Below are 25,817 nucleotides of genomic sequence, written 5' to 3' on the forward strand. Positions count from 1 at the left end.
ATCTTTGCGCGCATCGCTTCATGGCTACAGATTCTCGACCCGGTTGGACAGATCGGACATCAGCTCATGTTCAACGTCGGCGCAGAATTTCTCGGTTTTATATTGATAAAGAGCATCAATCGCTTTACGGGTGCTTTCATCCACATTGCCGCGCACGCCGGCATATCCGGAAGCGTTGGAAAGCAGACCGTTAAAATAGGCAATGCGTTTTTGGTAACTCTGCGGATTAATATTTTTTAATGAGTTAACCCGTTGCTGGCAAAGCGCGATACGTTGTTCATCGGATTTATCATTAGGATTGTTCTGTGAAATTTTTTTCACGGAATTCAGGTTTGTCTTGCTACCGCCCACGCAGCCTGACAGCGACATGACAGACAGTAAAAATATAGCAGAAACTACCGTGCGGCGGCCGCCGCAAGCATTAATCATCGTTATCATTCCGTTTATAATCCTTTAATTGTCACTTAGGTCATCATTATGTGGCGAACGGCAACAGCACATGCCTTAATTTGATTAATCAAAATGGGTTAGGCAGTGAAAAATCCCTATACCGCAGTGCGATAGAATAATTCACTACCGATGACATTGTTATTTAATTGTTAATGAATTAGACCTAAACGCGGGCTAAACACGAATAAAAAAACCAATCCCTTAGGAGAAGAAAACCACGAAACAACAATAAAAACAATAGATTATGTTTTATATTTTGTTTCTAAAGGGAAATTCATCATCTGCTGCCTCAGGGCGATATTAGCAAAACAATATGGCGAATTGTAGGTATCAGCCTATTTCCCCCGATCTAATATCTCGCATATCGTTATTTATATAGTGATTTATACTGGATAATATTTGTATACGATCTATTGGTTTTAAAGCAAATATATTTCTTTTTCCTTTTGGTTTTATATTCTGAATTTGACTTAATTTAATAAAATCTATTTCCAAGCAATACTATTATTTGCAAGAATATTCCCAGCAACACGCCACACGTAAAACTCGTATTTTATTTACCAGAAAATCCATTGTCGATTTTCCCAATCTCGTTATTTCTCATAAATAACGGATGTTGGCGTATTGCCCAGAGCAAAAGGATCTGGCTCCAACCGTACGGCCGGCGACATGACGTTGCCGCCGCTGCGGGGGATTTAGATGTGCTGTTCTTTTTATTTAAAAACTCTCTACAGGAACCTGAGAAATGAAACTGAATAAATTAATGCTGGCAACCGTGATTGCTTTCGCTTCTGCATCTGTTGCTCACGCCGCATCTAATCAGGGCAGCGGTAAAGTCACCTTTACCGGCGAAATTATCGATGCGCCATGCAGCGTCGCGCCGGAATCCGTTGACCAAACCGTACCAATGGGCCAGATCAGCAGCCGCATCCTGGCTAACCAGGGTAAATCCAGCATGCAACCTTTCAACATCGAACTGAAAGATTGCTCCATCTCCACCATGAAAAACGTCAAGGTGACCTTTACCGGCACGCCTGATCCGGTCAACAACAAACTGCTGGCCCTGAGCGGCACGGCAACCGGCGCCGGCATCGTGATCTACGACAACCTGCACTCCAAGGAAGTGGAACTGGGCACGGCGACCGACGGTCAGGGCCTGAACAACGGCGACAACTCGCTGAAATTCGCCGCTTACCTGCAGGGCAGCAGCGCCTCCGCCGCCGTGGTGCCGGGCGACTTCACCAGCGTGGCCAACTTCACCCTGGCTTACCTGTAATACCCCACAGGGGATGTCTCAGGGCATCCCCCGCTTGATTGCATGCCGACGAGAGCGGCAAGGGAACAGGGCAAGACAGGGAGACGCCAGCATGACTATCCGCCTTTGCGGCCTGTTGCTCATCGCGCTCAGCGTAGGCAGCGCGGCGGCGGCAGTGAAAAATCAGGGCCACGGCAAAGTCAGCCTGGGCGGCACCATCGTTGAAACGCCGTGCGGCATCGCCAGCGACAGCCTGGATCAAACCGTCGATTTCGGTCTGATCTCCATGACCGATGCCTCGCAGGACGGGCAATCGGTGCTGATCGGCAGCCGCCGTCATTTCACGATCAAACTGGTGAACTGCGAACTGGCCAGCCAGGTGAAGCCTGACTTCATCTATCGCGCAGCCAACGTCACCTTCGACGGCACCGCCGACAGCCGGGATCCTTCCCTGCTGGGCGTTTACGGCGAGGCGCAGGGCGTGGCTATCGAGCTGTTGACCGATGCCGGCACCCCGATCCCGCTCGGCAGCACGACGGCGGATTACCAGATCGTCGCCGGCGACAACACGCTGCGTTTTGGCGCGCAGTTGCGCCTGCATCCCGATAAGGCACGGGCGGGCGGCTTCAGCTCTCTGGCCAAATTCACCCTGTCTTATCTCTAGCGCCGGCGGGCGCTGCACAGCATTACGTATTCAGGTCGCACGGATGACCTGCTATTGGGCGCGGACTTGCCATGAGTGATTATGCTATGACGTCATTACTGACACGGAAACACCTACCTCTTCTCGTCATTCTATCTTTCCTCTGGGTGCGTCCGGCATTTTCCGCCACGGAATTCAATACCGACGTCCTGGATATCGGCGAGCGCAGCAAAGTGGATCTTTCGCGTTTCTCCGATGCCGACTACGTCATGCCCGGCGCTTATTTGCTGGACATCAAGATCAACCAGAAAACGCTGCCCCAGCGCAGCATTCAGTATTTCCCGTCGCCGGATAACAAGAGCGGCAGCCAGGTGTGCCTGCCGCCTGATCTGGTGGAAAAAATGGCGCTGAAAGAAGAAGCGGCCAAAAAAGTCACCCTGTGGCACGACAACCAGTGCGCCGACATTCGCGGCATCAAAGGCGCGACCGTCTCCGATCGCATCGGCGGCGGCGTGCTGGCGATCACCATCCCGCAGGCGTGGATGAAATACTCCGATCCCGACTGGACGCCGCCCGAGCAGTGGGACGACGGCATTCCCGGCCTGCTGCTGGACTACAACCTGAGCGGCCAGTTAGGCAAGCAGAATCACAACAACAACACCGCCCAGAACCTGAGCAGCTACGGCACGCTGGGCGCCAACCTGGGCCCCTGGCGCCTGCGCGCGGACTACCAGGCCAATTACAATCAGCAGGCCGGCGATCGCAGCACCGGCTTCGACTGGAACCAGATCTACGCCTACCGCGCGCTGCCGATGCAGGCCGCCAAGCTGACGCTGGGTGAGATTTATCTCGACTCCGGGGTGTTCGACGCCTATCGCTTCACCGGCCTCAATCTGGCCAGCGACGAGCGCATGCTGCCGCCGAACCTGCAGGGCTACGCGCCGGAAGTGCGCGGCATCGCCAAGAGCAACGCCAAGATCACCGTCTCGCAGGAAGGCCGCACGCTGTACGAAACCACCGTGCCCGCCGGGCCGTTCGCCATTCAGGATCTCAACAGCTCGGTGCGCGGCAAGCTGGACGTCAAGGTGGAAGAGCAGGACGGCACCGTCTCGACCTTCCAGGTGGATACCGCCACCATTCCGTACCTGACCCGCCCGGGCTACGTGCGCTACAACGTGGCGCTCGGCAAAACCTCGGCCTACGACCACCGCACCCAGGGCCCGCTGTTTTCCGCCAGCGACTTCTCCTGGGGGCTGAGCAACGCCTGGTCGCTGTATGGCGGGGCGCTGCTCGGCGGCGACTATAACGCCTGGGCGCTCGGCCTCGGCCGCGATCTGAACGTGTTCGGCGCCATGTCGCTGGACGTCACCCAGTCGATCGCCCGTCTGCCCGGCGAGCCGACCGCCAGCGGCATGTCGTTCAAGCTCAACTACGCCAAACGGTTCGATGAGCTGAACAGCCAGATCACCTTCGCCGGCTACCGCTTCTCGCAGCGCAAGTTCATGAACATGTCGCAGTACCTGCAGGAGCGTTACGGCGATTACGACAAGAATTACAACGGCCGCCAGAAAGAGCTGTATACCATCACCGCCAGCAAAACCTTTATGGCGGAAGACAGCGCCAAGGCGATCACCGCCTACCTGACCTACTCGCACCAGACCTATTGGGATGCGCGAACCCAGGACCGTTACGGGCTGTCGGCCAGCAAGCTGTTCAGCGTCGGCGATATCAGCAACATCACCGCCTCGCTGTCGGCTTACCGCACCTATTACCAGGGCCGCACCGACGACAGCGTGATGCTCAACTTCACCGTGCCGATCGGCGACCGTCGGCGCGTCGGTTATGCGCTGCAAACCAACAACGGCGATGTCACGCAGACCGCGTCGTACAACGACTACAGCGATCCGGACAATACCTGGCAGGTCAGCGGCGGCTTTAATCAGTCCGGCAAATCGCTGGCGCGCGGGTACTACACCCACAACGCCTCGTTTGGCTCGCTGAACGCCAGCGCCTCTTACCAGCAGGACAGCTACTCGTCGATCGGTGGCTCGTTCCGCGGCGGCCTCACTGCGACCCGGCACGGCATCGCGGCGCATCAGAACTCGAGCAACGGCGGCAGCCGCATGATGCTCGACACCGACGGCATCGCCGGCGTGCCGATCAACAACGGCCGCGCCTACAGCAACCGTTTCGGGCTGGCGGTGATTTCCGACATCACCAGCTACTACAACACCGACACCCGCATCGACGTCAACAAGCTGGCGGACGACGTCGAGGCCACTCGCGCCGTGGTGCAAGGCACGCTGACCGAAGGCGCCATCGGTTACCGCCACTTCGAGGTGGTGAAAGGCAGCAAGCTGTTGGCCACCATTCGCCTCGCGGACGGCAGCGAACCGCCGTTCGGCGCCGCGGTGCTGAGCGAGAAAGGCCGCGAGGTCGCGGTGGTCAACGACGGCGGCTCGGTTTACCTGACCGGCGTGCAGCCGGAGGAAAAACTGGACGTCGCCTGGGAAGGCCAACGCCGCTGCCGCATCGTGATCCCCGGCGCCGCCAAGCCGCTGGACCAGCTGCTGCTGCCGTGCGCCACCCTGTAATCCGTAACGCTGAGAAATAATGACATGAACAAACACCCGATAACGCTACTGACCGCCGCCGGCCTGGCCCTGAGCGCCGTACTGCCCACCGCCGACGCGGCGATATCGCTGGATCGCACGCGCGCCGTTTATGTGAGCGACGCCAAATCGATCAGCCTGAATATCGTCAACGAAAACAAAGAGCTGCCCTTCCTGGCGCAGTCCTGGCTGGAGAACGAGCAGCACCAGAAAATCACCTCGCCGCTGGTGGTGCTGCCGCCGCTGCAGCGCGTGGAACCAAGCGAGCGCAGCGTGGTGCGCATCACCAAGACGCCGGAGGCGGATCGCCTGCCACAGGATCGCGAGTCGGTGTTCTACTTCAACCTGCGCGAAATTCCGCCGAAAAGCACCAAAACCAACGTGATGCAGCTGGCGCTGCAAACGCAGATCAAACTGTTCTATCGGCCGAAAGCCATCGTCGCGCCCAAGGGCCAGGTGTGGCAGGAAAAGCTGGTGTTCCGTAAAAGCGGCGGCGCCATCACCGTCGACAACCCGACGCCGTTTTACATCACCCTGACCGGTATGACGCGGCAGACGCAAAAACAGGGCGGCGGCGCGATCGGCGGTTTTCAGCCGCTGATGCTGAAGCCGAAATCCAGCGAAAGCCTCAAGCTGCAAGAGACCGGCATGAACAGCTTCGTCATCACCTACATCAACGACTACGGCGGCCATCCGGAGCTGCGCTTCGTCTGCAATGGCGGCGTTTGCACCGCCGTGCCCGAGAAAAAATAAGGAGGTCCAGCATGGCTGAATTCACCGATCGACTGCGCCCGCTGCTGCTCGGCGCACTGCTGTGCGGCGGCGGCGCGATGGCGGCAACGCCGCTGGGCGTGATCGAAGGCACCACCGGCACCGTCAGCTTTCACGGCGGCCTGCTCAGCTCCCCCTGCAGCCTGACGCCGGACAGCCGGGATCAATCCGTCGATCTGGGCGACGTCAGCGCACGCGACTTCCGCAACGCCGGCGATCGCAGCGCGCCGGTGCGTTTTCGCCTCTCGTTCCGCAACTGCCTGCTGGGCGCGCGCGCGCTGGCGGATAACCCGGCCGGCCCGCGCAACGGCGACGCCGGCCGCCTCTACCTGCAGGGAGAGCAGGCCGCCACGCTGGTGTTTCTCGGCGAAAGCGATGTCGACAACCCATCGCTGCTGAAGCTGAACGGCGGCGTGCAGGGCATCGGTCTGCGGCTGCAAGACCAACAAGGCCAGGCGCTGGAGCTGAATCAACGCAGCCGCCCTTACATTCTGCAACCCGGTAGCAACACCCTGTGGTTCAGCGCCAGCGTGGAATCCACCCAGCGGGCGGTGATGGCGGCCGGGTTCGCCGCCGTGGCGCACATTCAGGTGATTTACCTGTGAGGCTCGAGAACGCGATGAAAACACAACTGACCAAACTCTGCCTGCCGCTGGCGATCGCGCTGGCGGCCCCCGCCGCCTGGGCCAACGGCTACGTCACGCCGGACGGCGGCCCCAAACAGTTCTATATCGATCTGAATCAAAGCAACATCACCAACCAGGTGGGGTTCACCAAACAGTTTCCCTATTCATTAGGCGGTACCTATACCGGCAAGGCCTACTGCGATACGCCGATCCCCCGAAGCCCGCACTTTTACAAGTCGGATTCGGCGCTGCCCCCCTCTGACTACGGCAACGGCTTCTTGCAGTTGAACGACTTCCTGGATTTAAAAGCCGAAGTGTGGATTGCAGGTAATAAGAAGGCCTATGTCACGGTGCCTTTTTACAACGAATCCAACGAGTATCCCAATCACAGTTGCTCACCGCCCTATGTGCAGGTCAACAACTATGGAAGCGGTTCAAAAGGCCGCATCACCTTCCGGGTGCGCAAAAAGATCATCAACGGCGTCGAGATTAACGATCGGCAGATCATCGAGATGTTCGGCCGCCTCGGCTCGACCGACGGCGGTTTCGGCCCCAATCCGATGGCGCAGGTGTTTATCCAGTCCGCGATCCTTTACGTGCCGGATAAATGCGTAGTGAACGAAGGCCAGCTGATCAACGTGGAGTTCGGCGAAATCGGCGGCAGCGATCTCAACGGCTCGAACTATCCGCAAAGCATTCCGGTGCGCTTCCAGTGCGAGGGCGGCAGCTTCGAGGACGGCACGCTGAACATCAAGCTGGCGGTGTCGGGCACGGCGGCCGCCTTCAGCAACGAGGTGTTCAAAACCGACAAGAACGATCTCGGCATCCGGCTGACGCACAACGGCCAGTTGGTCATTCCGAACGAGTTTTACCCGGTGCCGAACATCGGCAACGGCGGCTCCTGGAACCTGGTGGCGGCGCCGTTCGCCAACGGCGGCGCGGAGATCGGCGAAGGGGAATTCAACGCGTCGGCCACCATCGTGGCGGCATTCCAGTAACCGAGGGAGGAACGGAAAATGCGTCTACGCGCTTTAGCGCTGCTCAGCTGCGCGTCCTGGTGGTTTGCCGCCATGCCGGCGGCGGCGAACACCGAGCTTATCGGCGCGCCGGTGCAGTTCCACGGCACCGTGGTGAGCCGGCCGTGCAATATCGAACCGCAGTCCGCCGATCAGCTGGTGGAGATGGGCACGGTGATCGTCAAAACCCTGTACCGCTACGGCCATACCACGCCGGTGCCGTTCAGCATCAAGCTGACCGACTGCAAGACCACGGTGTTCAAATCCGTCAGCGTGACCTTCAGCGGCACCGAAGACGGAGAGATGCCGGGCAAGCTGGCGATCAACAACGGCGCGAACGGCGCCGCCATCGCCCTGTTCGATCATCAGGGCGCAGACATCGATTTGAATAAGGCCACCAGCGCCGTCGCGCTGCAAAACGGCCCCAACAGCCTGAACTTCACCGCCTATGTGCAAGGGCGGCCCAGCGCGATTCAAAACCAAAGCATTACCGAAGGCGAATTCACGTCCATCGCCAATTTTGTGCTGGCGTACCAATAAGCCTCGCACCGTCCCAGGGAAATCAGGAAAACGACCGGCGCGCGAACGCCGGCGATGGGCCGTCACCGTTTGCTCCGGCGCGGCGCCACGGCTTTTTAAGGAGTCACCCATGCCAGATATTCGCTTCACGCTGTTCGACAGCGATAACTTCTACCAGCAGGGGCTGCGTCTGCTGCTGCAGGACTATCTGCACTCCCTGAACGAATGCCACCGCCGGTACCCGCAGTTCTCGCCGCTGGCGCTGCAGGCGTTGGATAACATCGAAATCGTGTTCCGCACGCCGGAAGAGCGCTGGGGCTGCGCCTGTTGTTATCAAAGCCCTCACGGCGTTCCGCGCCAGCGGCAGCTGACCCTGCTGATCCTCGACGACGCGACCCAGCAACAGGTGAAAAACCTGCCGCCGCTGTTCAGCATCCATCGGCGCGATTCGGCCTACGCCATTCGCCTCAAGCTGCAGATGGCGTTGGAAAAGTTCATCCTGCATCCGTGGGTGGCGCTGCACGCCGCCGGCCAGTGGAAATGCCAGGCTTGCCGCATCGCCGCGCTCAGCCACTGCGAGAAAAAGGTGCTGGGTTTGATGAGCAGCGGCATGTCCGCCTGCAGCATCGCCGGCCTGCTGCAGCGCAGCCAGAAAACCATCAGCGCCCATAAGCGTTCGGCGATGCGCAAGCTCAACGTGCGTAAAAACAGCGAGCTGAATAAGGTGCTGCTGAATCAGCGCGGGCTGAGTTGACTGACAACGGACTCGCGAGTGCCGACAGAGTGGTTTACTCTGAATACTCATTTTTGCACTGCACAGCGAGCCGGAATGCATGCCCAGAACAGCCCAAGTCGTTGACGTCCCCGCCCTCGGCGAGATTGACCGCCAGGCGGGGCAGCTAAGCCACCAACTGGCGCAGGCACTGCGCCGGGCCATCCACAAAGGCGATCTGAAAGCGGGCGATCTGCTGCCTTCGACGCGCCGGCTGTCGGCGGCGCTGAATCTGGCGCGCGGCACGGTATTGGAGGCGTTTGCTCAGCTGACGGCGGAAGGCTTTCTTGAACCGCAGCCCGGCTCCGGCACCCGGGTCGCCCACTATCAGGCGCCGCGCCGCACGCCACACGCCACGGTGCAAACCGCTCCGGCCACAGCCGTGCCGCTTTCTTCACAGGCGCAGCATCTGGCGCGTTTTGCCGCCCAGGCGCGGGCGCTGCCGTCGGTGCCATTCACCGTGTCGGTCCCGATCGGCGATACCGCGCCCGACGATATCTGGCGGCGGCTCGGCAACCGCATCCGGGCGCGCGGCCCCGGCGCCCCATCCGGCTATGGCGATCCGTTGGGCGCCCTGCCGCTGCGCGAAGCCATCTGCGATTATGTGCGCCGTTCCCGCTCGGTAAACTGCACGCCGCAGCAAATCCTCATCACCGCCGGCACCCAGCAGGGACTGTATCTGGCCGCGCAGATCCTGTTGGACGCCGGCGACAGCGCCTGGGTCGAGGACCCCGCCTACGCCGGCATCACCGCCCTTTTTAACAGCCTGTTTCGCGATCGGCACATGATCAGGGTGCCCGTCGCCGACGACGGCATCGACGTCGCCGCCGGCGTGCGCCTGGCCGCCGACGCCCGAGCCGCTTTTGTCACGCCGTCTCATCAATATCCGCTGGGCATGCCGATGAGCATGGCGAAAAGAAGCGCCCTGCTGGCCTGGGCCAGAGAACGGCAGGCCTGGATCGTGGAAGACGATTACGACAGCGAGATGCGCTACGCCGGCCACCCGTTCCCTTCGCTGCAAGGGTTGGCGCCCGAGCGGACGCTCTATCTCGGCACCTTCAGCAAGGTGCTGTTCCCTTCGCTGCGATTGGGTTACGCCATCGTGCCGCCGCCGCTGGTCGACGCCTTTTGCGGCGCCCGGATCCTGATGGATCGTCACCCGCCCAGCGCAGATCAACACGTACTGGCCGCCTTTATCGCCGAAGGGTATCTCGACCGGCATATCCGCAAAATGCGCGGCGTCTACGCCGAGAAACGCCGGGTGCTGATCGAGGCGATCAACGCGCGCATCCCGGCCGAATTGGGGAGGGTGCAGCCCTGCGATCAGGGCATGCACATGGTGCTGTGGCTGAGGAAAGATCTCGACGACGTGCAGGTCGCCCAGCAGGCCAACGAAGCCGGATTGGCGCTGCGGGCGGTATCGCCGATGTATGCGCCCGGCCACGGTGAGCCGGGTCTGGTGCTGGGGTTGGGCGGTTACGATGACCGCCAGGTGCAGCAGGCGGTGGAACGGCTCGGCGAAGTGATCCGCGCCTGCGCCCGCAACGGGGCCTAGCGAGAAAAGCGCTTGGCGCCGAACACGCAAACCACCACGCCGGCCATCACGGCGATCATCATCGGCTGGACGGTTTCCTGCAGCAGCCAGCCCGCCAGCGCCAGGCCGAAGAACGGCTGCAGCAGCTGCAATTGCCCGACGGCGGCGATGCCGCCCTGCGCCAGGCCGCGATACCAGAAGATAAAGCCGATCCACATGCTGAACACCGAGACGTAAGCCAGCGACAGCCAGGCGGCGCCGCTGACGACGGGCCAAGCGGCCGGCGCCGCCCACCATGCGGCCGCCAGCGTCAACGGCAACGCCGCCACCAGCGCCCAGGAGATCACCTGCCAGCCGCCGATCCGGCGCGACAGCACCGCGCCTTCGGCATAACCCAAACCGCACAGCAGCACCGCGCCGACCATCAGCGCATCTCCCTGCCAGGCGCCGCCGCTCCCCTGGCTCAGCGCGAACGCCCCCACCAGCGCGGCGCCAATGCCCGAAAAAGCCCAAAAAGCGGGCTTGGGGCGCTCACCGCCGCGCAAGACGCCAAAACCGGCGGTCGCCAGCGGCAGCAGGCCGATATACACCAGCGAATGCGCCGAGGTGGTGTGCTGCAGCGCCAGCGCCGTCAGCAGCGGAAAACCGATGACCACGCCGAGCGCTACAAACAGCAACGGCGGCAAATCGGCCCGCGTCGGCCGCGCCTGGCGAGTGATCCGCAGCGCGCACAGGGCCAGCAAAGCGGCGATCGCCGCCCTGATCGCCGTCAGAAACAGCGGATCGAGCTCCAGCACCGCCACCCGGGTGGCGGGCAACGAGCCGCTGAAGATAATCATGCCGAGGAAACCGTTCATCCAGCCCTGAGCCGAATGCCCGACGGCGGAATGAGCAGGGGTAACAACAAGCGTTTTTTCAGACTGACTGTCCATCATGCGAATGCTCCGCACGCCTGAGGCATACCGAAATCGGCAACCCGCGAGGCGAGGTCATAGTGAAAGAGAACATCGTTCCCCGGCGTCGCTTGCCGGGGCTGCGTTCTATTTTTCAGATAAAGCGGTTCACAGACAGGTCCAGATAGCGAGATTTTCACTGTGCCGGTTGCCAAAGTGCGCCGCTAACGCCAAAGAAGGGCGTTTTTCGGGCTGTCCTTGGCCGTTTGGCGGCATCGCCGGCGGGGTATCATGGACTTTTATGCGTTTTTGCAGAACAGGACAAGGTGCGGCGCCGTGGTGAAACCCTTCTTACGCAGTGGCAGTTTGGATGATGTGCTGGCTTTAGGCGAAAACGGGCAACCGATCTACGCCTGCGCGCAGCAGCTGCGGGAAACCCTGCGTCTTCGCCGACAGCAGCAGGCCGCCGACTGTCTGGCGATCCCCCAGCCGAACGAAAGCGGCACGCGCATCGACTGGTATGCGCCCTTTCCGGGCAAGGTGACCTCCTGGCTGGCGGCAAGCGATGCCCAGCGCGCGCAGGCGGTGCGCCACCTGGAACACTGTCTGGCGACCTTCCGCAGCCTGACCGAACAGACCCGGGCGACCGATCACCCCAGCCACCGCCTGTTCGGCGCGCTGCTGGCCAAAGCGATGCACATTCCCGATCCCAACCACGTCTACCTGGTGGACGATCGGCCGGTGCTGACCTTTTGGGGCTTTATCAAACCGCAGGCGCAGAGCCCGGACGATCCGTTAGCCTGCCTGCGCCCGCTCGAATCGGAAGTGGAAAAACCGGCGCCGATCGCCGCCGCGCCGCGCAAACCGGCCGTTGTCGAACCGGTAAAACCGCCCCCGGCCGCCGAGCCTGAACCGGTGCCCGCCCCGACGGCGCACGCCGAATCCCCCGCCGTTGTTCGCCCGCGTCGACGCCACGCGCTGTGGCTGTTGCCGGTACTGCTGCTAGGCAGCGCGGCGCTGGCCGCCTGGCTGCACCGCTCACCGCCGCCGCAACCGGCGATGCCGGCTGAGGTGCGCCCTCCGGCAGCGCCGGAAAAAACCGCCGCGCCGTTGCCTGAGCTGCGCTTGCCGCTGGCGCACGCCACGCTGATGCCGCCGCCCCCGGCGCCGGTCATCCCGCAGCCGGCGGACAAAAATGCGCTGGTGCTGCCGCCCGAGGCGGTGAAGGCCGGCTCCACCCGTTTCCTTAACGGCAAATGGCGCGCCACGGTGGCGCTGAAAGATCCGATCACCGGCAAGCGCCCCAGCCTGCAATACCGCCTGAACGCGGGCAAAGGCAGCGCCGTCATCGCCTACGGCGACGGCGTCACCTGCCGGGTGGCGGTCGAGGCCGGGCTGATGCAGTCCGGCAATCTGGTGATCAACAGCCGCACCAAAGCGCGCTGCAGCGACGGCAGCCGCTACCAGATCCCGGAAATCGTCTGCCGCCAGGGCGAGACCGGGGCCGCGGAATGCACCGGCCGCTACGATGCGGACACCACCTATCCCATGACGTTCAAGCGCGAGAGTAAATGATGCTGGCACCCCTTACGGACTACAAACACGGCATTACGCTGATTCAGGACAGCGGCATTCAGTTTATGGACTTTGCCCTGACCCCGCGGCTGGACGCCGAGTTTCCCGGCAAATTCGTGCGCAAGACCGCCAGCGGCCCGCTGCTGCGCCTGCAATGGGAGGCCGAGAGCGGCAAATATCAGCTGCCGGCCGAGGGCGGGCAAGCCGCCGAAGTGGTGCGGCCGGAGTTCAGCTACCCGCTGCAGCAGTCGCTGCGCCTGCTGGATAAGCTCTGGCTGCCGTTGCCGTTCTTGCGCTATACCGCCTCGGGGATATTTTTGTCAGGCCCGGATAACTGGGCTCGCCTGCAGGTGGTGCAACTGGATGAACCGGATCAGGACGGCAACCTGCTGCGGGTGGTGCTGGCCTTCGATACCCGCGCCGCCGCGCCCGGCCAGGAAGCGCTGGCGCCGGGCGAGAGCGATCTCGGCGCCGATCTGAGCTTCGCGCTGGCGCACCGCAACCACGAGCTGGGCGAGTTCCTCGATCTGACCTGGGTGGACGGCTGGTTGCGAGAGGCGTTCAGCCAGCGCGCCGCCGAGCGGGAACAGCGCGCCGAGGCGGAGATCAACGCCGGGCTGAAAACCTTCGAGTATCAGGCGCACTACCTCAACCTGTTGCACATGCTCGACCATCAGCTGACGGTGCCGCAGATAAAAATAGCGGCGGCGACGCTGCAACAGCCGGCGATCGACGTCGATCTGGTGCTGGACGTCGGCAATTCTCACACCTGCGGCGTGCTGGTCGAAGACCATCCGGAAGAGAGCAACGGCCTGAAGCAAACCTATGAGCTGCAGCTGCGTTCGCTGTCCGAACCGCATCACGTCTACAACGAACTGTTCGAGAGCCGGGTGGAGTTTTCTCGGGCCGCGTTCGGCAAGCCACATCTGTCCTTCCAGAGCGGACGCGACGACGCCTTCCAATGGCCGTCCATCACCCGCGTCGGCCGTGAAGCCGCGCAATTGGCGCAGCGACGCGAAGGGCATGAAGGCACCACCGGCATCTCCAGCCCGCGCCGCTATCTGTGGGACGAAGAGCGCTATGCGCCCGGCTGGCGCTTCAACGAGCGGCACGAGCCGATGGCCGCCGCCGCGCCGTTGACCACTTTGATCAACGACGAGGGCGTGCCGCTGTCCGCCCTGCCGACGGCCGAACGGCTGCCGGTGTTCGCCGCCCATTACAGCCGCAGCGCGGTGATGAGCCTGATGCTGAGCGAGCTGTTGGCGCAGGCGCTGATGCAGATCAACAGCATCGCCCAACGCAGCCGCATGCCGAACGCCGCCGCCCCGCGCCGTTTACGCGCCATCATCCTGACGCTGCCGTCGGCGATGCCGAAGCCGGAGCGGGAGATCTTCCGCCGCCGCATGCAGGAAGCGATCGGGCTGGTGTGGAAAGCCCTCGGCTGGCACCCGCAGGATGCGCCGTTCGACGGCGCGCACACTCGCTTCCCGGCGCCGCAGGTGCAGATCGAGTGGGACGAAGCCACCTGCGGCCAGATGGTCTATCTGTACAACGAAACCCAGGTGAACTTCGCCGGCCGCACCGACGCCTTCTTCGCCGCCATGGCTCGGCCCGATCGGCCGCTGGCGCCGGGTGAACAGCCCGGCAAGACGCTGCGCATCGCCTCCATCGACATCGGCGGCGGCACCACCGATCTGGCGATCACGCACTACTCGCTCGATGACGGCGTAGGCAACAACATCAAAATCAACCCGCGCCTGCTGTTCCGCGAGGGCTTTAAGGTCGCCGGCGACGATATCTTGCTGGACATCATCCAGCAGTTTGTCCTGCCCGCCGTGCAACAGGCGTTCGAGGCCGCCGGCGTGAGCGCCGCCGCGGCGCTGATGGACAAACTGTTCGGCAACGAAGGGCGCATGGACGGGCTTTCCACCCTGCGTCAACAGGCCGCGCTGCAGATCTTCATGCCCGCCGGACGCGCGCTGCTCGCCGCCTATGAGCAGTACGATCCGCTGGACAGCCGCGCGGAAATCGCCGCCGGCCTCGGCGATCTGCTGCCGCAGCGGCCGACGCCGCAGGTGCTGGCGTTTATCAACGGCGAAGTGCAGCGCGAAGCCGACAGCGACGCCTTCGATATCCTGCACACCCCGCTGGTGATCCGTCTGGCCGACCTGCACGCCGCTTTCTTGTCCGATCGCATCGGCATCGGCCGCTGTCTGCGCCTGCTGGCCGAAGTGGTGGCGCTGTACACCTGCGACGTGTTGCTGCTGACCGGCCGCCCGGCGCGCTTCCCCGGCGTGCAGGCGCTGCTGCGCCATCTGCAGCCGCTGCCCGCCAGCCGCATTCTGCCGCTCGAGGGCTACCACACCCGCAGCTGGTACCCATTCAACAAACGCGGCCGCATCGACAACCCGAAATCCACCGCTGCCGTGGGCGCCATGCTGTGCCTGCTGGCGATCGATCTGCGGCTGGAGAGCTTTTACTTCAACGTCGGCGATTTCCAGCCCTACTCCACCATTCGCTATCTGGGCATGCTGGACGGCAACAACATGCTGGCGGACGATAACGTCTATTACCGCGACATCGATCTGGATCGCGCCGATTTCGCGCTCGATCCCGCCGGCAGCTTCCAGCTGCGCGGCCCGCTGCGTCTGGGCTTCCGCCAGCTGGACAACGAACGCTGGCCGGCCTCGCCGCTCTATACGCTGACCATCAATGACGCCCAGCTGGCGCGCAAGCTGGCCGGCGACGCGGTGATCGGCCTGCGGCTGGCCATCACCGCCAGCGCCGAGCAGGGCGCCGAGAGCGTCAAGATCGCCCAGGCGCTGCTGGCCGACGGCAGCCCCGTCCCGGCGCACCACCTGCAACTGAAACTCAATACCCTGGCTGCCAGCGCCTCCGGTGCGACCCACTACTGGATAGACAGCGGGAGCATTTACCCACGATGAACACGCAAACCCTCGCCCCAGCGGCTCCGAATAACGCGCTCAGCGCCGGCATTTTGCAGGCGATCGACTGGGTGGACGCCGCACGCCGTCACTCCGCCCGCCTGGAGCGGGAAGCCGATCGGCTGATACAGCGTTTGCGGCGTTGCCATAACCGCGCCGCACTGTTGGAAAACACACAGTCTGCGCAGGTCGCCATCGGTTTATATGGCCACAACGCCGCCGCCAAAGCCCATCTGTTGGCGGCGCTGGCGCCCGGCGCGAAGCGCTTCGACGCGGACCTTTCGCTCGCGGTGCGCTACTGCACGGCGGCCGAGGCGGGGCCCGCCGATTATCCGATCGCCCTCGCCTTGCTCGATGAAGCGCAGTGGTTGGCCATGACGATTGACGCCGCCGCGATGAGCGGCTTCCGCCCGGACTGGGACGCCCGCGCCATCGCCGACCACCTGCAAGCGCTGACGCGCCACCGACAGGCGGTCGCCATCGATGGCCTCGACGGCAATGCCGTACTGGCGCTGTGGGACAGCCTGCGCCGCCACGGCGACAAAGAGCAATCCACGCTCGACAGGCACTTCTGGCCGCAGGCGGTGACGCTGGCGCCGCAGTTGAGCATCGATGACCGCGCGCGCCTGTTTGCGCCGCTGTGGGGAGAGGAAGCGACGCTGACGGCGCGTTACCGCCAGCTGGCGCACGCGTTGCAGGCGCTCGACGGCAGCAAACGGGTGCATGCCCCGCGCCGTGCGTTGGCGCTGCTGACCGCAAGCGCCGCACCGGAAAACGCCACGATCGCCGTCATGACCGAAAACGGCGATGAACGGGAGATCGCACTGAGCGATCTGGCCTGGCTGACCGCAGAATTGACCACCCTGCTGCCGCAGACGACGCAGGCAGGCTTGCCCGCCGACGTGGCGCTGATCGACCTGCCCGGCAGCCGCATCTGTCCGCAGGCGGAGCCGGCGCAGCGTCTGCAGCAGGCGAAGCGCGCCCATTTACTGGCCCGTTGCGCCGACGGCCTGCACGCCAGCCTGCTGCTGGTGACCGATGCCGCCGCCACGCCGCAGGACACCGCGCGCGTCGGCCAGGCGCTCGCCGATTGGGTCAACCACACCCAGGGGGAAACCCCGGCGCTGCGCCAGCGCCGCAAGCCCGGTTTAATCTGGGCGATCACGCCGTTCGACCTGCGTCAGGAAGGCAAAGCGCGGCCCGACGATGCCGTCCAGCGTCAGGTCGGCGAGCCCGGCGACAGCTGGGCCACGCTGCTGGCGCTGGATGAACAGGACTGCCGCCGGATGGTGAACTACCTGGCTGCACAGGCGCGCCCGGCCCACAAACAAGCGCGCTTGCTCGAACAGCGTGAAGAGTTGCAGCGCGAACTGACGGAAAGCCTGCTCGGCAACTGGCTCTCCGTCTCCGATCCGCACGCGGCGCAGCAACGCGCCCAGCAGCTGTTGCGCGCGTTGCAGGCGCAGGCCGGCCGCCACGGCGAACTGCTGGAACGGTTGCTGCCCCAGCGCGATACGCTGCGCCAGCTTTATCAGCAACAGCAGCATACGACGCCGTCCCAGACGACGCCGACTTCGCCGTTTGGGCTGGATATCGATCTGTTCGGTGCGCAAGACCCTGCGGCGCCCGGCGAGCAGCCCGCATCGCCTTTCGCCGCGCGGATCTTCGCCGACTGGGTCAACCATCTGCGCGCGCTGCCTGACAGCCGCCGGTTGCTGGATCTGCTCGGCGTCGACAGGCCGCACCTCGAACTGCTGGTCGATGCGCTGATCGGCGCCGCCTGCCGCCTGCGGCTCGACGACGAACTGGAGCGCGCGCTGTGCGCCGGGAGCTTGCCGGAACAGGGTGAAGATCGGCAGATCAGCCAGGCGCTGGCGCTACTGGGCGACTTCGTCGCCTGGCTCGGCTTCCAGCGGCGCGACACGGCCACGCGTCCCGAGAGCCGCGTCAATCCCGGCCAGCCGATCTTTACCCCGCCGCCGCAGCCGGCGGTGGACTGGAGTGGCCAGCAGCGGCTAACCCGGCTGGCGCCGACGCCGACCAAGAATACCGCGTTTTATATTTATGACTGGCTGATCGGCCTGCAAACCCTGCTGGCGGAGAATGCCGCGCAGGCGCAGCCCGCGCTGGCAGACGAGCAGCGCGCCGACCTGGCGGCGATCGTCGCGGCCCTGCGCGCTGCGCCGTAGTGGGCGCCATCCGGGCCGGACGCCGCCGCGCGATCAGTGGCAGGCCGGCCCGGCCGACATCACTTCGCGAAAGTGGGTGACCAGCGGGCGCAGGTTGGCCTTGTGCCACACTGCCCACAGCTGCGTGGTGTATTGCATCCAGGGCAGCTCGCGCAGCACCACGCCCTGCGGCGCGTTATGCCGCAGGCTGTGCTGGATCAGCGTCATCCCCAACCCGGCGGCGACCAGCCCCAGCGCCGTCAGCGGCTCGCCCGCTTCCAGCCGAATATCCGGATCGAACCCGGCCTTCACGCAGGCCGCCACGAAATCGTCGCGCGAATGGGCATCCTCTTTGTGGATCACCGAGATCCAGGCCTGATCGGTGAGATCCGCCGGCTGCAGCGTTTCCCTGTCCGCCAGCGGATGCGTCTGCGGCAGGGCCAGCAACATGCGATCGTCCAACACCTGCGTATAGTCCAAATCCTGATCGTCGCGATCCGGCGCCGTATTGACCAGCGCCACGTCCAGGCTACGCTGCCGCAGCCCTTCCAACTGCATGGAAGAAGGCTGGCTGTAAAGCACGATGTGCACATCCGGCCGGGACACCCGCAGCGACCGCAAGGCGTTCGACAAGACGCCGGAGTGCATCGCATTTTCGATATAGCCGATGCACAGCCCACCGTCTTCACCCCGCCCCAGGCGGCGTCCGAGCGATTCGAGCCGGTTGGCGTGCGTCAACAGCGCGCGGGTTTCGGCCAGAAACGTCTGGCCGTCAGCGGTCAGGCGAATGCGCTGCTGATTGCGCTCAAACAGCATCAATCCGAGACGTTCCTCAAGCTGGGAAATCTGCCGGCTCAGCGGCGACTGGGAAATGTGCAGCCGTTCGGCAGCGCGGCCGACGTGCTCCTCTTCCGCCACCGCGACGAAGTATTTCAACTGACGTAAATCGATCATGTGAGACCTCAAAGGACTTAACTTAGACAAATTATGTCCTATCAAGTCACAACTTGCCACGCTATCTTTAGCCTCGTGACGGGGCAGACGCACTGTGCGCCCCCCAATTTCCCTGAAAAGATAACGTATTGAGGACCTGACATGAGCATCAGAAATATTTTACCCGGCAAGATCGGTTTGGGCGGCGCACCGCTCGGCAATATGTTCCGCAACATCCCGCAAGACGACGTGCAAGCCACCGTCAGCGGCGCCTGGGATCTGGGCATTCGCTACTTCGACACCGCGCCGCTCTACGGTTCCGGCCTGTCGGAAATCCGCATGGGTGAAGTGCTGTCGCACTACCCACGCGACGAGTATGTGCTGAGCACCAAAGTGGGCCGCATCATGCTGGACGAAGAAGAAGACACTTCCGCCCGCGATCTGGGCGAGAAAGGCGGTTTGTTCGAACACGGCTTGAAGAACAAAATAGTCAACGACTACTCCGCCGACGCCACGCTGCGTTCCATCGAAGACAGCCTGAAGCGCCTGAAAACCGACCGCCTGGATATCGTCTGGATCCACGATCCGGCCCAGGATTTCTACGGCGACAACTGGATTGAACAGTTCAACATCGCCCGCACCGGCGCTTTCCGCGCGCTGACCCGTCTGCGTGAAGAAGGGGTGATCAAGGCCTGGGGCCTCGGCGTCAACCGCGTCGAGCCTTGCGAACTGGCGCTGGGCCTGAGCGAAACGCAGCCGGACGCCTTCCTGTTGGCCGGCCGTTACAGCCTGCTGGATCATGAACGCGCGCTGCAACGTTTGATGCCGGAAGCCCTGGCGAGCAACGTCGACATCGTCGTCGGCGGCCCTTACAACTCCGGCGTGCTGGCCGGTGGCGAGCACTACGAATACCAGAAAGCATCCCCGGCGGTGCTGGCGAAAGTGGCGCAAATCAAAGCGATCGCCGCTCGCTTCCAGGTCGACGTCAAAGCCGCCGCGCTGCAGTTCTCGCTGGCTAACCCGGCGGTCGCCGCCGTGATCCCCGGTTCGAGCCGCCCTGGCCGCATGGCCGAAGATCTGGCCGCGCTGGACGCCGTTATCCCGGCTGAATTCTGGGCCGAAATGCGCCGTCAGAAACTGGTGGCCGACAACGCGCCGCTGCCGATTCGTTAAGTTTTATGGGGCCGCATGGCCCCATTACCCCCATTAACTCGATGAGATACATGATGAAACTGGATCTTTCAGGCAAAGTCGCCGTCGTCAGCGGCTCCACCTCCGGCATCGGCCTCGGCATCGCGCGCGGGCTCGCCAAAACGGGCGCCACCGTGGTGATCGTCGGCCGTCAGAAAGCCGGGGTCGATAACGCCATCGCCGACATCAGCGCCAACGTGCCCGGCGCGCAGGTGCGCGGCGTGGTCGCGGATCTCGGGACGGAACACGGGGCTGCAACCCTGTTCGCCGCGGAACCGAAAGCCGACGTGCTGATCAACAACCTGGGCATTTTCAACGATAACGACTTCTTTACCGTGCCCGACAGCGAGTGGATGCACTTCTATAACGTCAACGTCCTCTCGGGCGTGCGGCTGGCGCGCCACTATGCGCAGAGCATGACCGAGCAGGGTTGGGGACGCATTATTTTCGTGTCGTCCGAATCCGGCGTCGCCATCCCGGCGGACATGATCAACTACGGCGTCACCAAAAGCGCCAACCTGGCGGTGTCCCACGGCCTGGCGAAACGCCTCGCCGGCACCGGCGTGACGGTCAACGCCATCCTGCCGGGGCCGACCTTTACCGAAGGCCTGCAAGACATGCTGGCGGATGCGGCGGCCAAATCCGGTCGCAGCGCCCGCGATCAGGCCGACGAGTTCGTTAAAACCGAACGCCCAAGCTCCATCATTCAGCGCGCGGCGGACGTCGATGAAGTGGCCAACCTGGCCGTTTACCTCGCGTCTCCGCTGTCTTCGGCCACCACCGGCGCGGCGCTGCGCGTCGACGGCGGCGTCGTAGATACGCTGGCAATGTAACCCTGTACCCGAAACCGATATTAAGAGAGAAAGAAAATGGCTACTACATCCGTCTCAATGGACATCCCGGCATCCGCCGACACCGTATGGCAACTGATCGGCGGCTTCGATGCCCTGCCTGACTGGCTGCCGTTCATTCCGAAAAGCGTCATTTCGCAAGGCGGCCGCGTGCGCACTTTGACCACCGCCGACGGCGGCACCGTCATCGAGCGGCTGGAAGCGTTCGATAACCGTCAACGCAGCTACAGCTACTCCATCATGCAGGCGCCGTTCCCGGTGGTGAATTACCTGTCCACCCTGTCAGTGCACGCCACCGACGACGCCAACGTGGCGCGCGTGGAATGGTCGGGCAGCTTCACGCCGGTCAACATCAGTGACGACGAGGCCATCGCCCTGTTCAGCGGCATCTACCAGGGCGGCCTGGATGCGCTGAGCGGTAACTTCCCTCGTTAACGCTTGAACACTCAAGCCCCACAGCCGATGGCTACACCCATCGGCCGTTTTTTTTTGGTTTGGCCGCGCGAAGCGGCAACGCCGCGAAACAGGATAAATCCGCCATCGCCGCTTATGCTGTAAAGGAGATGTTCATTTGAGGAGATGACCGTGCGCCCTTTCAACCTGCAACAGTTGGATCATGTGGTTCTGCGCGTGCGCGATATGCAGAACAGCCTGCGTTTTTATACCCAGGTCATCGGTTGTGATATCGCCAAACAGCGGCCGGATTTGGGGCTGGTGCACCTGCGCGCCGGCGCCTCCATGATCGATCTGGTGGACGTCAACGGCATGCTCGGAAGAAAAGGCGGCATGCCGCCCGATGCCAGACAGCAGAACGTCGATCACTTTTGCCTGCGCATCGATCCGTTCAACGAAGACGCGTTGTTGACCTACCTGCGATCGCAGGGGATCGACGCGGATCCCGCCGAATCGCGCTACGGCGCGGAAGGCGACGGGCCGTCCATCTATTTCAGCGATCCGGACGGCAATCGCGTGGAATTGAAAGGGCCGGCGCTCGATTAACCGCTTTGGTTACCTTCGATAGCAGACAGCCGTTGGCGATCCGTCACCCGCAGTGATTTGTTTTTAAACTGAATGATGCCTTCCGCCGCGAGCTGCGCCAACGCGCGGCTTAGCTGTCTGACGGAGATGCCCAATCTCGCCGCCAGCGCCTCCCGGTTTTCCAGCTCAATCAATTCCCCTTCGCTCTTTATCTTGAACAATAAAAATTTTCGCAGTTTATATTCCGCCGTCAAAACGCCGTTCGCATGCAGCAAGGAGGAATTCAGCAGCTTATTGCTCAATTGCCGGCAGATAAAGGTGAGAAACGCCGGGTCGCTCAGGGCGTGATTGTTGATGACCTCTATCGGTGCCGCGAGGAGCAGCGCGTCGGTCACCGCCTGCACGGTGCTGAACAGCGTGCACTGCGCCTGGGAGAACAGCTCCAGATCGCCAATTACCGAGAAATCCGTTTCGAAGGAAAAGACAATGTGCGCGCCATTCACATCAAAATTCTCAACCTGCAATTTTCCCTGCACGAGAAAAAACAGGTGGGTCAAACGATCGCTTTGCGTCACCAGGTATTCGCCGGCTTCGACGCTCACCAGGCGCAGTGCGGCGAGCAGCGTGGGCGAAAGCGCCGTTTGCAGATCGTGAACCTCAATGAACGCTTCTTTTAGCTTGCTGTCACCGACCGTTTTCAAGGCGATTCACTCCCAAGGTTCATCCTTAAACGTCTTGCCTCCTCGCTTTCGACTGCGTTCAGCATAGCCGACGCGCTTCAGAACGAAAAAGGACATCTGACCTTTTTTGCCTTGGGCCGCCTGGGTATTTTCTCCGTACCCCCTACGAGGAGATTGCCATGCGACACATTCTGATAGACACCGATACCGCTTCCGACGATGCCGTTGCGCTGCTGATGGCGTTGCGCGAACCTGGCGTGAAAGTGGAAGCGATCACCGCGGTCGCCGGAAACTGCCCGCTAGAACACTGCGTCAAAAATGCGCTCATTTGCGTGGAAAAAGCGGGAACCTATGCTCCTCCGGTTTACGCCGGCATGGCGAAACCACTGTTTCGCACGCGCTATCACTCGCACCATATTCACGGTGAAGACGGCATGGGCGACATGGCCTTGCCGACCCCACGCTTGGCCGTAGAACCCGTTCATGCCGTGGACGCCATCATCGACTGCGCCGCACGGCTCAAGGGCGAGCTGGAAATCGTCACCCTGGGGCCGCTGACCAATCTCGCGATGGCGGTGCTGAAAGCGCCCGCGCTGGCCGAAAAAGTGAAGCGCGTGTATGTCATGGGCGGTTCCGGACTGACGCCAGGCAATATCACCCCGCTGGCCGAATTTAATTTTTACGCCGACGCCGAGGCTGCGCATCTGGTGCTCACTGCCGGGCTGCCGCTCACTCTCGTCGGCTGGGAGATCGGCATGGGGGAAGCGTTTATCGACGAACGCGATATAGAACGATTGAATAACCTCGGCGAACTGGGACGCTTTGCCGTGCGCTGCAATCGCGCGCTGATGGCGTTCAACGCACGGCGCACCGAACGCAAAGGGTTTGATTTGCCCGATCCGACCACCATGGCGGTGGCGCTCTATCCGGATATCGTCGAGACCAGTCTGGAGGCGTATTCATGGGTAGAATATAAAAGTGAGAGGTCTTACGGCCATTACGTCATCGATTCCACTCAGCTTACCGGCGAACCGGCCAATGCGCGCGTGATTACCCGCATTAAGCCCGGCCTGTTTAAAGAAAAACTGTTCTCGTTGTTATCTCAGCCGTTAATGAAATAAGTGACCCGCATGAAATTCGATCCAAGAAAATTGAAGAAAGTGGAATTACACGTCCATTTGGATACCTGTTTAAGCTACCACTATTTAAAAAAGGTCGACCCGCAAATAACCAGAACGGCATTTAATCGGCAATTTGTCGCGGCGAAACGATGCGCCGATCTGGGGGACTTTCTAAGCAAGATAGCGCCGCAAATAGATCTATTGCAGACAAGCCAGGCGATAGCGCTGGCCGTCGAGGACTTATTCGCGCAGTTGGCGGCGGATAATGTCATCTATGCCGAGCTGCGCTTCGCGCCGCTGCTGCATACCCGGCTGGGGTTAACCGGCGAAGCGGTGGTCGAGACGGTGCTGGCGGCCATGCATAACGCCTCGCGGGCTTACGGCATCGCCGCCGGGCTTATCCTATGCACGCTGCGGCATTTCGACGCGGCCGCCAGCCTGCAAACGGCGAAGCTGGTTATCGATTATCAGGGAAGCGGCGTGGTGGCGCTGGATTTGGCCGCCGATGAAGCGCGTTACCCGCTGACCCACCATGTGGAGGCCTTTCGCGCCGTGCGTGCCGCCGGCGGCAACGTCATCGCCCACGCCGGTGAGGCGAAAGGCCCCGACAGCGTGCGGGAGACGCTAGATAGGCTGCAGGTGTCACGCATCGGCCACGGCGTCAGAAGCATCGAGGACCCTGCGCTCGTCGAGCGCCTGGTAGCCACCGGCGTCCTGCTCGAGATCTGCCCCAGCTGCAATCTCACCTGCAATTTGTTCGACAGCATCGACGATCATCCGATAGATCGGCTCAAAAAGTGGGGGGTGCGGCTAAACGTGAATACCGATGCGCGCACCGTCGTCGATACCACGCTGAACAAGGAGTACCAGCTGTTGCATGACGCCTTCGGCTGGCAGGATGACGATTTTAACCGCAGCAACCGACAGGCGCTGGAGGCAAGTTTTCTCGACGGCGATACTAAAATTAAATTAATGAGTCAGCTCAATGCCGGGTCGATGTGACCCGGCGCGTTTCAAGGCCAACCGGCGTTTTACCGCCCCTGCGCCGCCAGCGCCTGGGCGCAGGCCCAGGCCGAGCTCCAGGCCCACTGGAAGTTGTAACCGCCCAGCCACCCGGTCACGTCCACCACTTCGCCGATAAAATAGAGCCCCGGCGCCTTGTGGGCTTCCATCGTCTTGGAAGAAAGTTCGTTGGTGTCGACGCCGCCGAGCGTCACCTCCGCCGTGCGATAACCCTCGGTGCCGTTCGGCTGCACGCGCCAGTTCTGCAACAGATCCACCAGTGCCGCCTGCTGCGGCGCATTCAGCTGCTTCAGCGTCGCCTCCGGCAGTTGTCCCAGGGTCTGCAAGCATTCCACCAGCCGCTTCGGCAAGTGCAGCGCCAGGGTGTTTTTCAGGCTTTGGTTAGGGTGCTGCAGGCGCTGTTCATCAAGGAAGCCCGCCAGATCCAGCTCAGGAAGTAAGTTAATGCTCACATACTCACCCGGTTGCCAGTAGCTGGACAGCTGCAATACCGCCGGGCCGGACAGGCCGCGATGGGTGAACAGGATGCTTTCACTGAAGCTGACGCCGTTCTCGGCGGTGATCACCGCCGGCACCGACACGCCGGACAGCGTTTGCACATGCTCCAGCAGCGGCTTATGCAGGGTAAACGGCACCAGCCCGGCGCGCGTCGGCAGCACCCTGAGGCCGAACTGCTCCGCCAGCTTGTAACCGAACGGCGAGGCGCCCAGCCCCGGCATGGATAATCCGCCGCTGGCCACCACAAGTGAGCGAGCACTTACTTTTTCGCCATTCAGCGCCAGCGCGTAGCCGTTCTCGGTTTTCTCCACGCCCAGCACTTCGCTGCGCAGGCGCATCGTCACCTGGCCCAGCTCGCACTCTTTGACCAGCAGATCCACCACCTGCTGCGCCGAATCGTCGCAGAACAGCTGCCCCAGCGTTTTTTCATGGTAGGCGATGCCGTAACGGTTGATCAGATCGATGAAGTCCCACTGGGTGTAGCGCGCCAGCGCCGACTTGCAAAAATGCGGGTTGTTCGACAGATAGGCCGCCGGTTCGGCGTACATGTTGGTGAAGTTGCAGCGCCCGCCGCCGGACATCAGGATCTTGCGGCCCGGTTTTTTGCCGTTGTCGAGCAGCAACACGCGGCAACCGAGTTGCCCCGCCTGCGCGGCGCAAAACATGCCGGCGGCGCCCGCCCCAATCACTACGACATCAAACTGTTCCACCTGAGCCTCACTTATCAAAACCACAATCGCGACAAAAGAGCGCCATATTACGC

Annotated in this window: 23 protein-coding genes; 18 read left to right on the forward strand and 5 right to left on the reverse strand. The window is 62.3% G+C overall.

Going from position 1 to position 25,817, the window contains the following annotated elements; genetic code table 11:
* Positions 1-24: 24 nt before the first annotated feature.
* Entirely contained in the window at positions 25-438 is a 414-nt protein-coding gene (locus ACP3TA_RS04595) for a hypothetical protein (protein WP_033645328.1), read from the reverse strand.
* Positions 439-1,195: 757 nt separating this feature from the next.
* Here ACP3TA_RS04595 and ACP3TA_RS04600 point away from each other — a divergent pair.
* From ACP3TA_RS04600 to ACP3TA_RS04640, 9 genes are all read left to right on the forward strand, one after another.
* A complete protein-coding gene (locus tag ACP3TA_RS04600; RefSeq protein WP_033645329.1) occupies positions 1,196-1,726 on the forward strand; it encodes a fimbrial protein in 531 nt (176 codons plus the stop codon).
* Positions 1,727-1,817: 91 nt separating this feature from the next.
* On the forward strand, positions 1,818-2,369 hold the full coding sequence (locus tag ACP3TA_RS04605) for a fimbrial protein (RefSeq protein ID WP_033645330.1): 552 nt from the start codon (positions 1,818-1,820) through the stop codon (positions 2,367-2,369).
* A gap of 71 nt (positions 2,370-2,440) precedes the next feature.
* Positions 2,441-4,942 carry a fimbria/pilus outer membrane usher protein gene (locus ACP3TA_RS04610; protein ID WP_033645331.1) on the forward strand — a complete coding sequence of 834 codons (2,502 nt, stop codon included), beginning with the start codon at positions 2,441-2,443 and terminating at the stop codon, positions 4,940-4,942.
* A gap of 24 nt (positions 4,943-4,966) precedes the next feature.
* Complete coding sequence (locus ACP3TA_RS04615; protein ID WP_033645332.1) at positions 4,967-5,713, forward strand: fimbrial biogenesis chaperone; 747 nt, start codon at positions 4,967-4,969, stop codon at positions 5,711-5,713.
* Positions 5,714-5,724: 11 nt separating this feature from the next.
* Positions 5,725-6,336 carry a fimbrial protein gene (locus ACP3TA_RS04620; protein WP_033645333.1) on the forward strand — a complete coding sequence of 204 codons (612 nt, stop codon included), beginning with the start codon at positions 5,725-5,727 and terminating at the stop codon, positions 6,334-6,336.
* A gap of 14 nt (positions 6,337-6,350) precedes the next feature.
* The gene (locus tag ACP3TA_RS04625; protein ID WP_426784549.1) at positions 6,351-7,355 is read left to right on the forward strand and encodes a fimbrial protein; all 1,005 of its coding nucleotides are present in this window, start codon (positions 6,351-6,353) and stop codon (positions 7,353-7,355) included.
* 18 nt (positions 7,356-7,373) lie between these two features.
* Positions 7,374-7,913: a fimbrial protein gene (locus ACP3TA_RS04630; RefSeq protein WP_033645335.1), complete on the forward strand. Its 540-nt coding sequence runs from the start codon at positions 7,374-7,376 to the stop codon at positions 7,911-7,913.
* Between the two features lie 109 nt (positions 7,914-8,022).
* Complete coding sequence (locus ACP3TA_RS04635; protein ID WP_033645336.1) at positions 8,023-8,646, forward strand: LuxR C-terminal-related transcriptional regulator; 624 nt, start codon at positions 8,023-8,025, stop codon at positions 8,644-8,646.
* A gap of 79 nt (positions 8,647-8,725) precedes the next feature.
* Entirely contained in the window at positions 8,726-10,219 is a 1,494-nt protein-coding gene (locus tag ACP3TA_RS04640; RefSeq protein WP_033645337.1) for a PLP-dependent aminotransferase family protein, read from the forward strand.
* Here the strand turns inward: ACP3TA_RS04640 and ACP3TA_RS04645 are convergent.
* Positions 10,216-11,130 (reverse strand): DMT family transporter, encoded by a 915-nt coding sequence (locus tag ACP3TA_RS04645; protein WP_116286895.1) that lies wholly within the window; start codon positions 11,128-11,130, stop codon positions 10,216-10,218. The genes ACP3TA_RS04640 and ACP3TA_RS04645 overlap by 4 nt on opposite strands.
* A 297-nt stretch (positions 11,131-11,427) precedes the next feature.
* Here ACP3TA_RS04645 and ACP3TA_RS04650 point away from each other — a divergent pair, with 297 nt between their 5' ends.
* Genes ACP3TA_RS04650 through ACP3TA_RS04660 form a run of 3 tightly spaced genes read left to right on the forward strand, consistent with a single transcriptional unit; the run spans position 11,428 to position 17,800 of the window.
* On the forward strand, positions 11,428-12,666 hold the full coding sequence (locus ACP3TA_RS04650; RefSeq protein ID WP_206196456.1) for an SrfA family protein: 1,239 nt from the start codon (positions 11,428-11,430) through the stop codon (positions 12,664-12,666).
* On the forward strand, positions 12,666-15,611 hold the full coding sequence (locus ACP3TA_RS04655) for a virulence factor SrfB (protein ID WP_206196455.1): 2,946 nt from the start codon (positions 12,666-12,668) through the stop codon (positions 15,609-15,611). Before ACP3TA_RS04650 ends, ACP3TA_RS04655 begins: the two co-directional genes overlap by 1 nt.
* On the forward strand, positions 15,608-17,800 hold the full coding sequence (locus tag ACP3TA_RS04660) for a virulence factor SrfC family protein (protein ID WP_206196454.1): 2,193 nt from the start codon (positions 15,608-15,610) through the stop codon (positions 17,798-17,800). Before ACP3TA_RS04655 ends, ACP3TA_RS04660 begins: the two co-directional genes overlap by 4 nt.
* A 33-nt stretch (positions 17,801-17,833) precedes the next feature.
* Here ACP3TA_RS04660 and ACP3TA_RS04665 read toward each other — a convergent pair whose 3' ends face one another.
* Positions 17,834-18,733, reverse strand: a complete 900-nt coding sequence (locus ACP3TA_RS04665; RefSeq protein WP_033645340.1) for a LysR substrate-binding domain-containing protein — start codon at positions 18,731-18,733, stop codon at positions 17,834-17,836.
* 141 nt (positions 18,734-18,874) lie between these two features.
* On the opposite strand from ACP3TA_RS04665, the gene ACP3TA_RS04670 reads away from it, so the two are divergent.
* The 4 genes from ACP3TA_RS04670 (at position 18,875) to ACP3TA_RS04685 (ending at position 21,753) form a co-directional block, all read left to right on the forward strand.
* Entirely contained in the window at positions 18,875-19,885 is a 1,011-nt protein-coding gene (locus tag ACP3TA_RS04670; protein WP_047026514.1) for an aldo/keto reductase, read from the forward strand.
* 53 nt (positions 19,886-19,938) lie between these two features.
* A complete protein-coding gene (locus ACP3TA_RS04675; RefSeq protein ID WP_047573388.1) occupies positions 19,939-20,736 on the forward strand; it encodes an SDR family NAD(P)-dependent oxidoreductase in 798 nt (265 codons plus the stop codon).
* Positions 20,737-20,772: 36 nt separating this feature from the next.
* Positions 20,773-21,189: an SRPBCC family protein gene (locus ACP3TA_RS04680; RefSeq protein WP_047026516.1), complete on the forward strand. Its 417-nt coding sequence runs from the start codon at positions 20,773-20,775 to the stop codon at positions 21,187-21,189.
* A 144-nt stretch (positions 21,190-21,333) separates the two neighbouring features.
* Positions 21,334-21,753 carry a VOC family protein gene (locus ACP3TA_RS04685; protein WP_033651779.1) on the forward strand — a complete coding sequence of 140 codons (420 nt, stop codon included), beginning with the start codon at positions 21,334-21,336 and terminating at the stop codon, positions 21,751-21,753.
* On the opposite strand, the gene ACP3TA_RS04690 is transcribed toward ACP3TA_RS04685, so the two are convergent.
* The gene (locus ACP3TA_RS04690) at positions 21,750-22,433 is read right to left on the reverse strand and encodes a Crp/Fnr family transcriptional regulator (RefSeq protein WP_426784550.1); all 684 of its coding nucleotides are present in this window, start codon (positions 22,431-22,433) and stop codon (positions 21,750-21,752) included. The two genes, ACP3TA_RS04685 and ACP3TA_RS04690, sit on opposite strands and share 4 nt — an antisense overlap.
* A gap of 158 nt (positions 22,434-22,591) precedes the next feature.
* On the opposite strand from ACP3TA_RS04690, the gene ACP3TA_RS04695 reads away from it, so the two are divergent.
* Together ACP3TA_RS04695 and add are read left to right on the forward strand one after the other, a co-directional pair.
* On the forward strand, positions 22,592-23,533 hold the full coding sequence (locus ACP3TA_RS04695; RefSeq protein ID WP_033645346.1) for a nucleoside hydrolase: 942 nt from the start codon (positions 22,592-22,594) through the stop codon (positions 23,531-23,533).
* Positions 23,534-23,542: 9 nt separating this feature from the next.
* Positions 23,543-24,535 (forward strand): adenosine deaminase, encoded by a 993-nt coding sequence (gene add, locus ACP3TA_RS04700; protein WP_116286896.1) that lies wholly within the window; start codon positions 23,543-23,545, stop codon positions 24,533-24,535.
* A gap of 29 nt (positions 24,536-24,564) precedes the next feature.
* On the opposite strand, the gene ACP3TA_RS04705 is transcribed toward add, so the two are convergent.
* Positions 24,565-25,764, reverse strand: a complete 1,200-nt coding sequence (locus ACP3TA_RS04705) for an aminoacetone oxidase family FAD-binding enzyme (protein WP_206196452.1) — start codon at positions 25,762-25,764, stop codon at positions 24,565-24,567.
* Positions 25,765-25,817: the final 53 nt, after the last annotated feature.

The sequence above is a fragment of the Serratia sp. 2C06 genome (genome assembly GCF_050037615.1).
Taxonomy (GTDB): Bacteria; Pseudomonadota; Gammaproteobacteria; order Enterobacterales; family Enterobacteriaceae; genus Serratia; species Serratia ureilytica.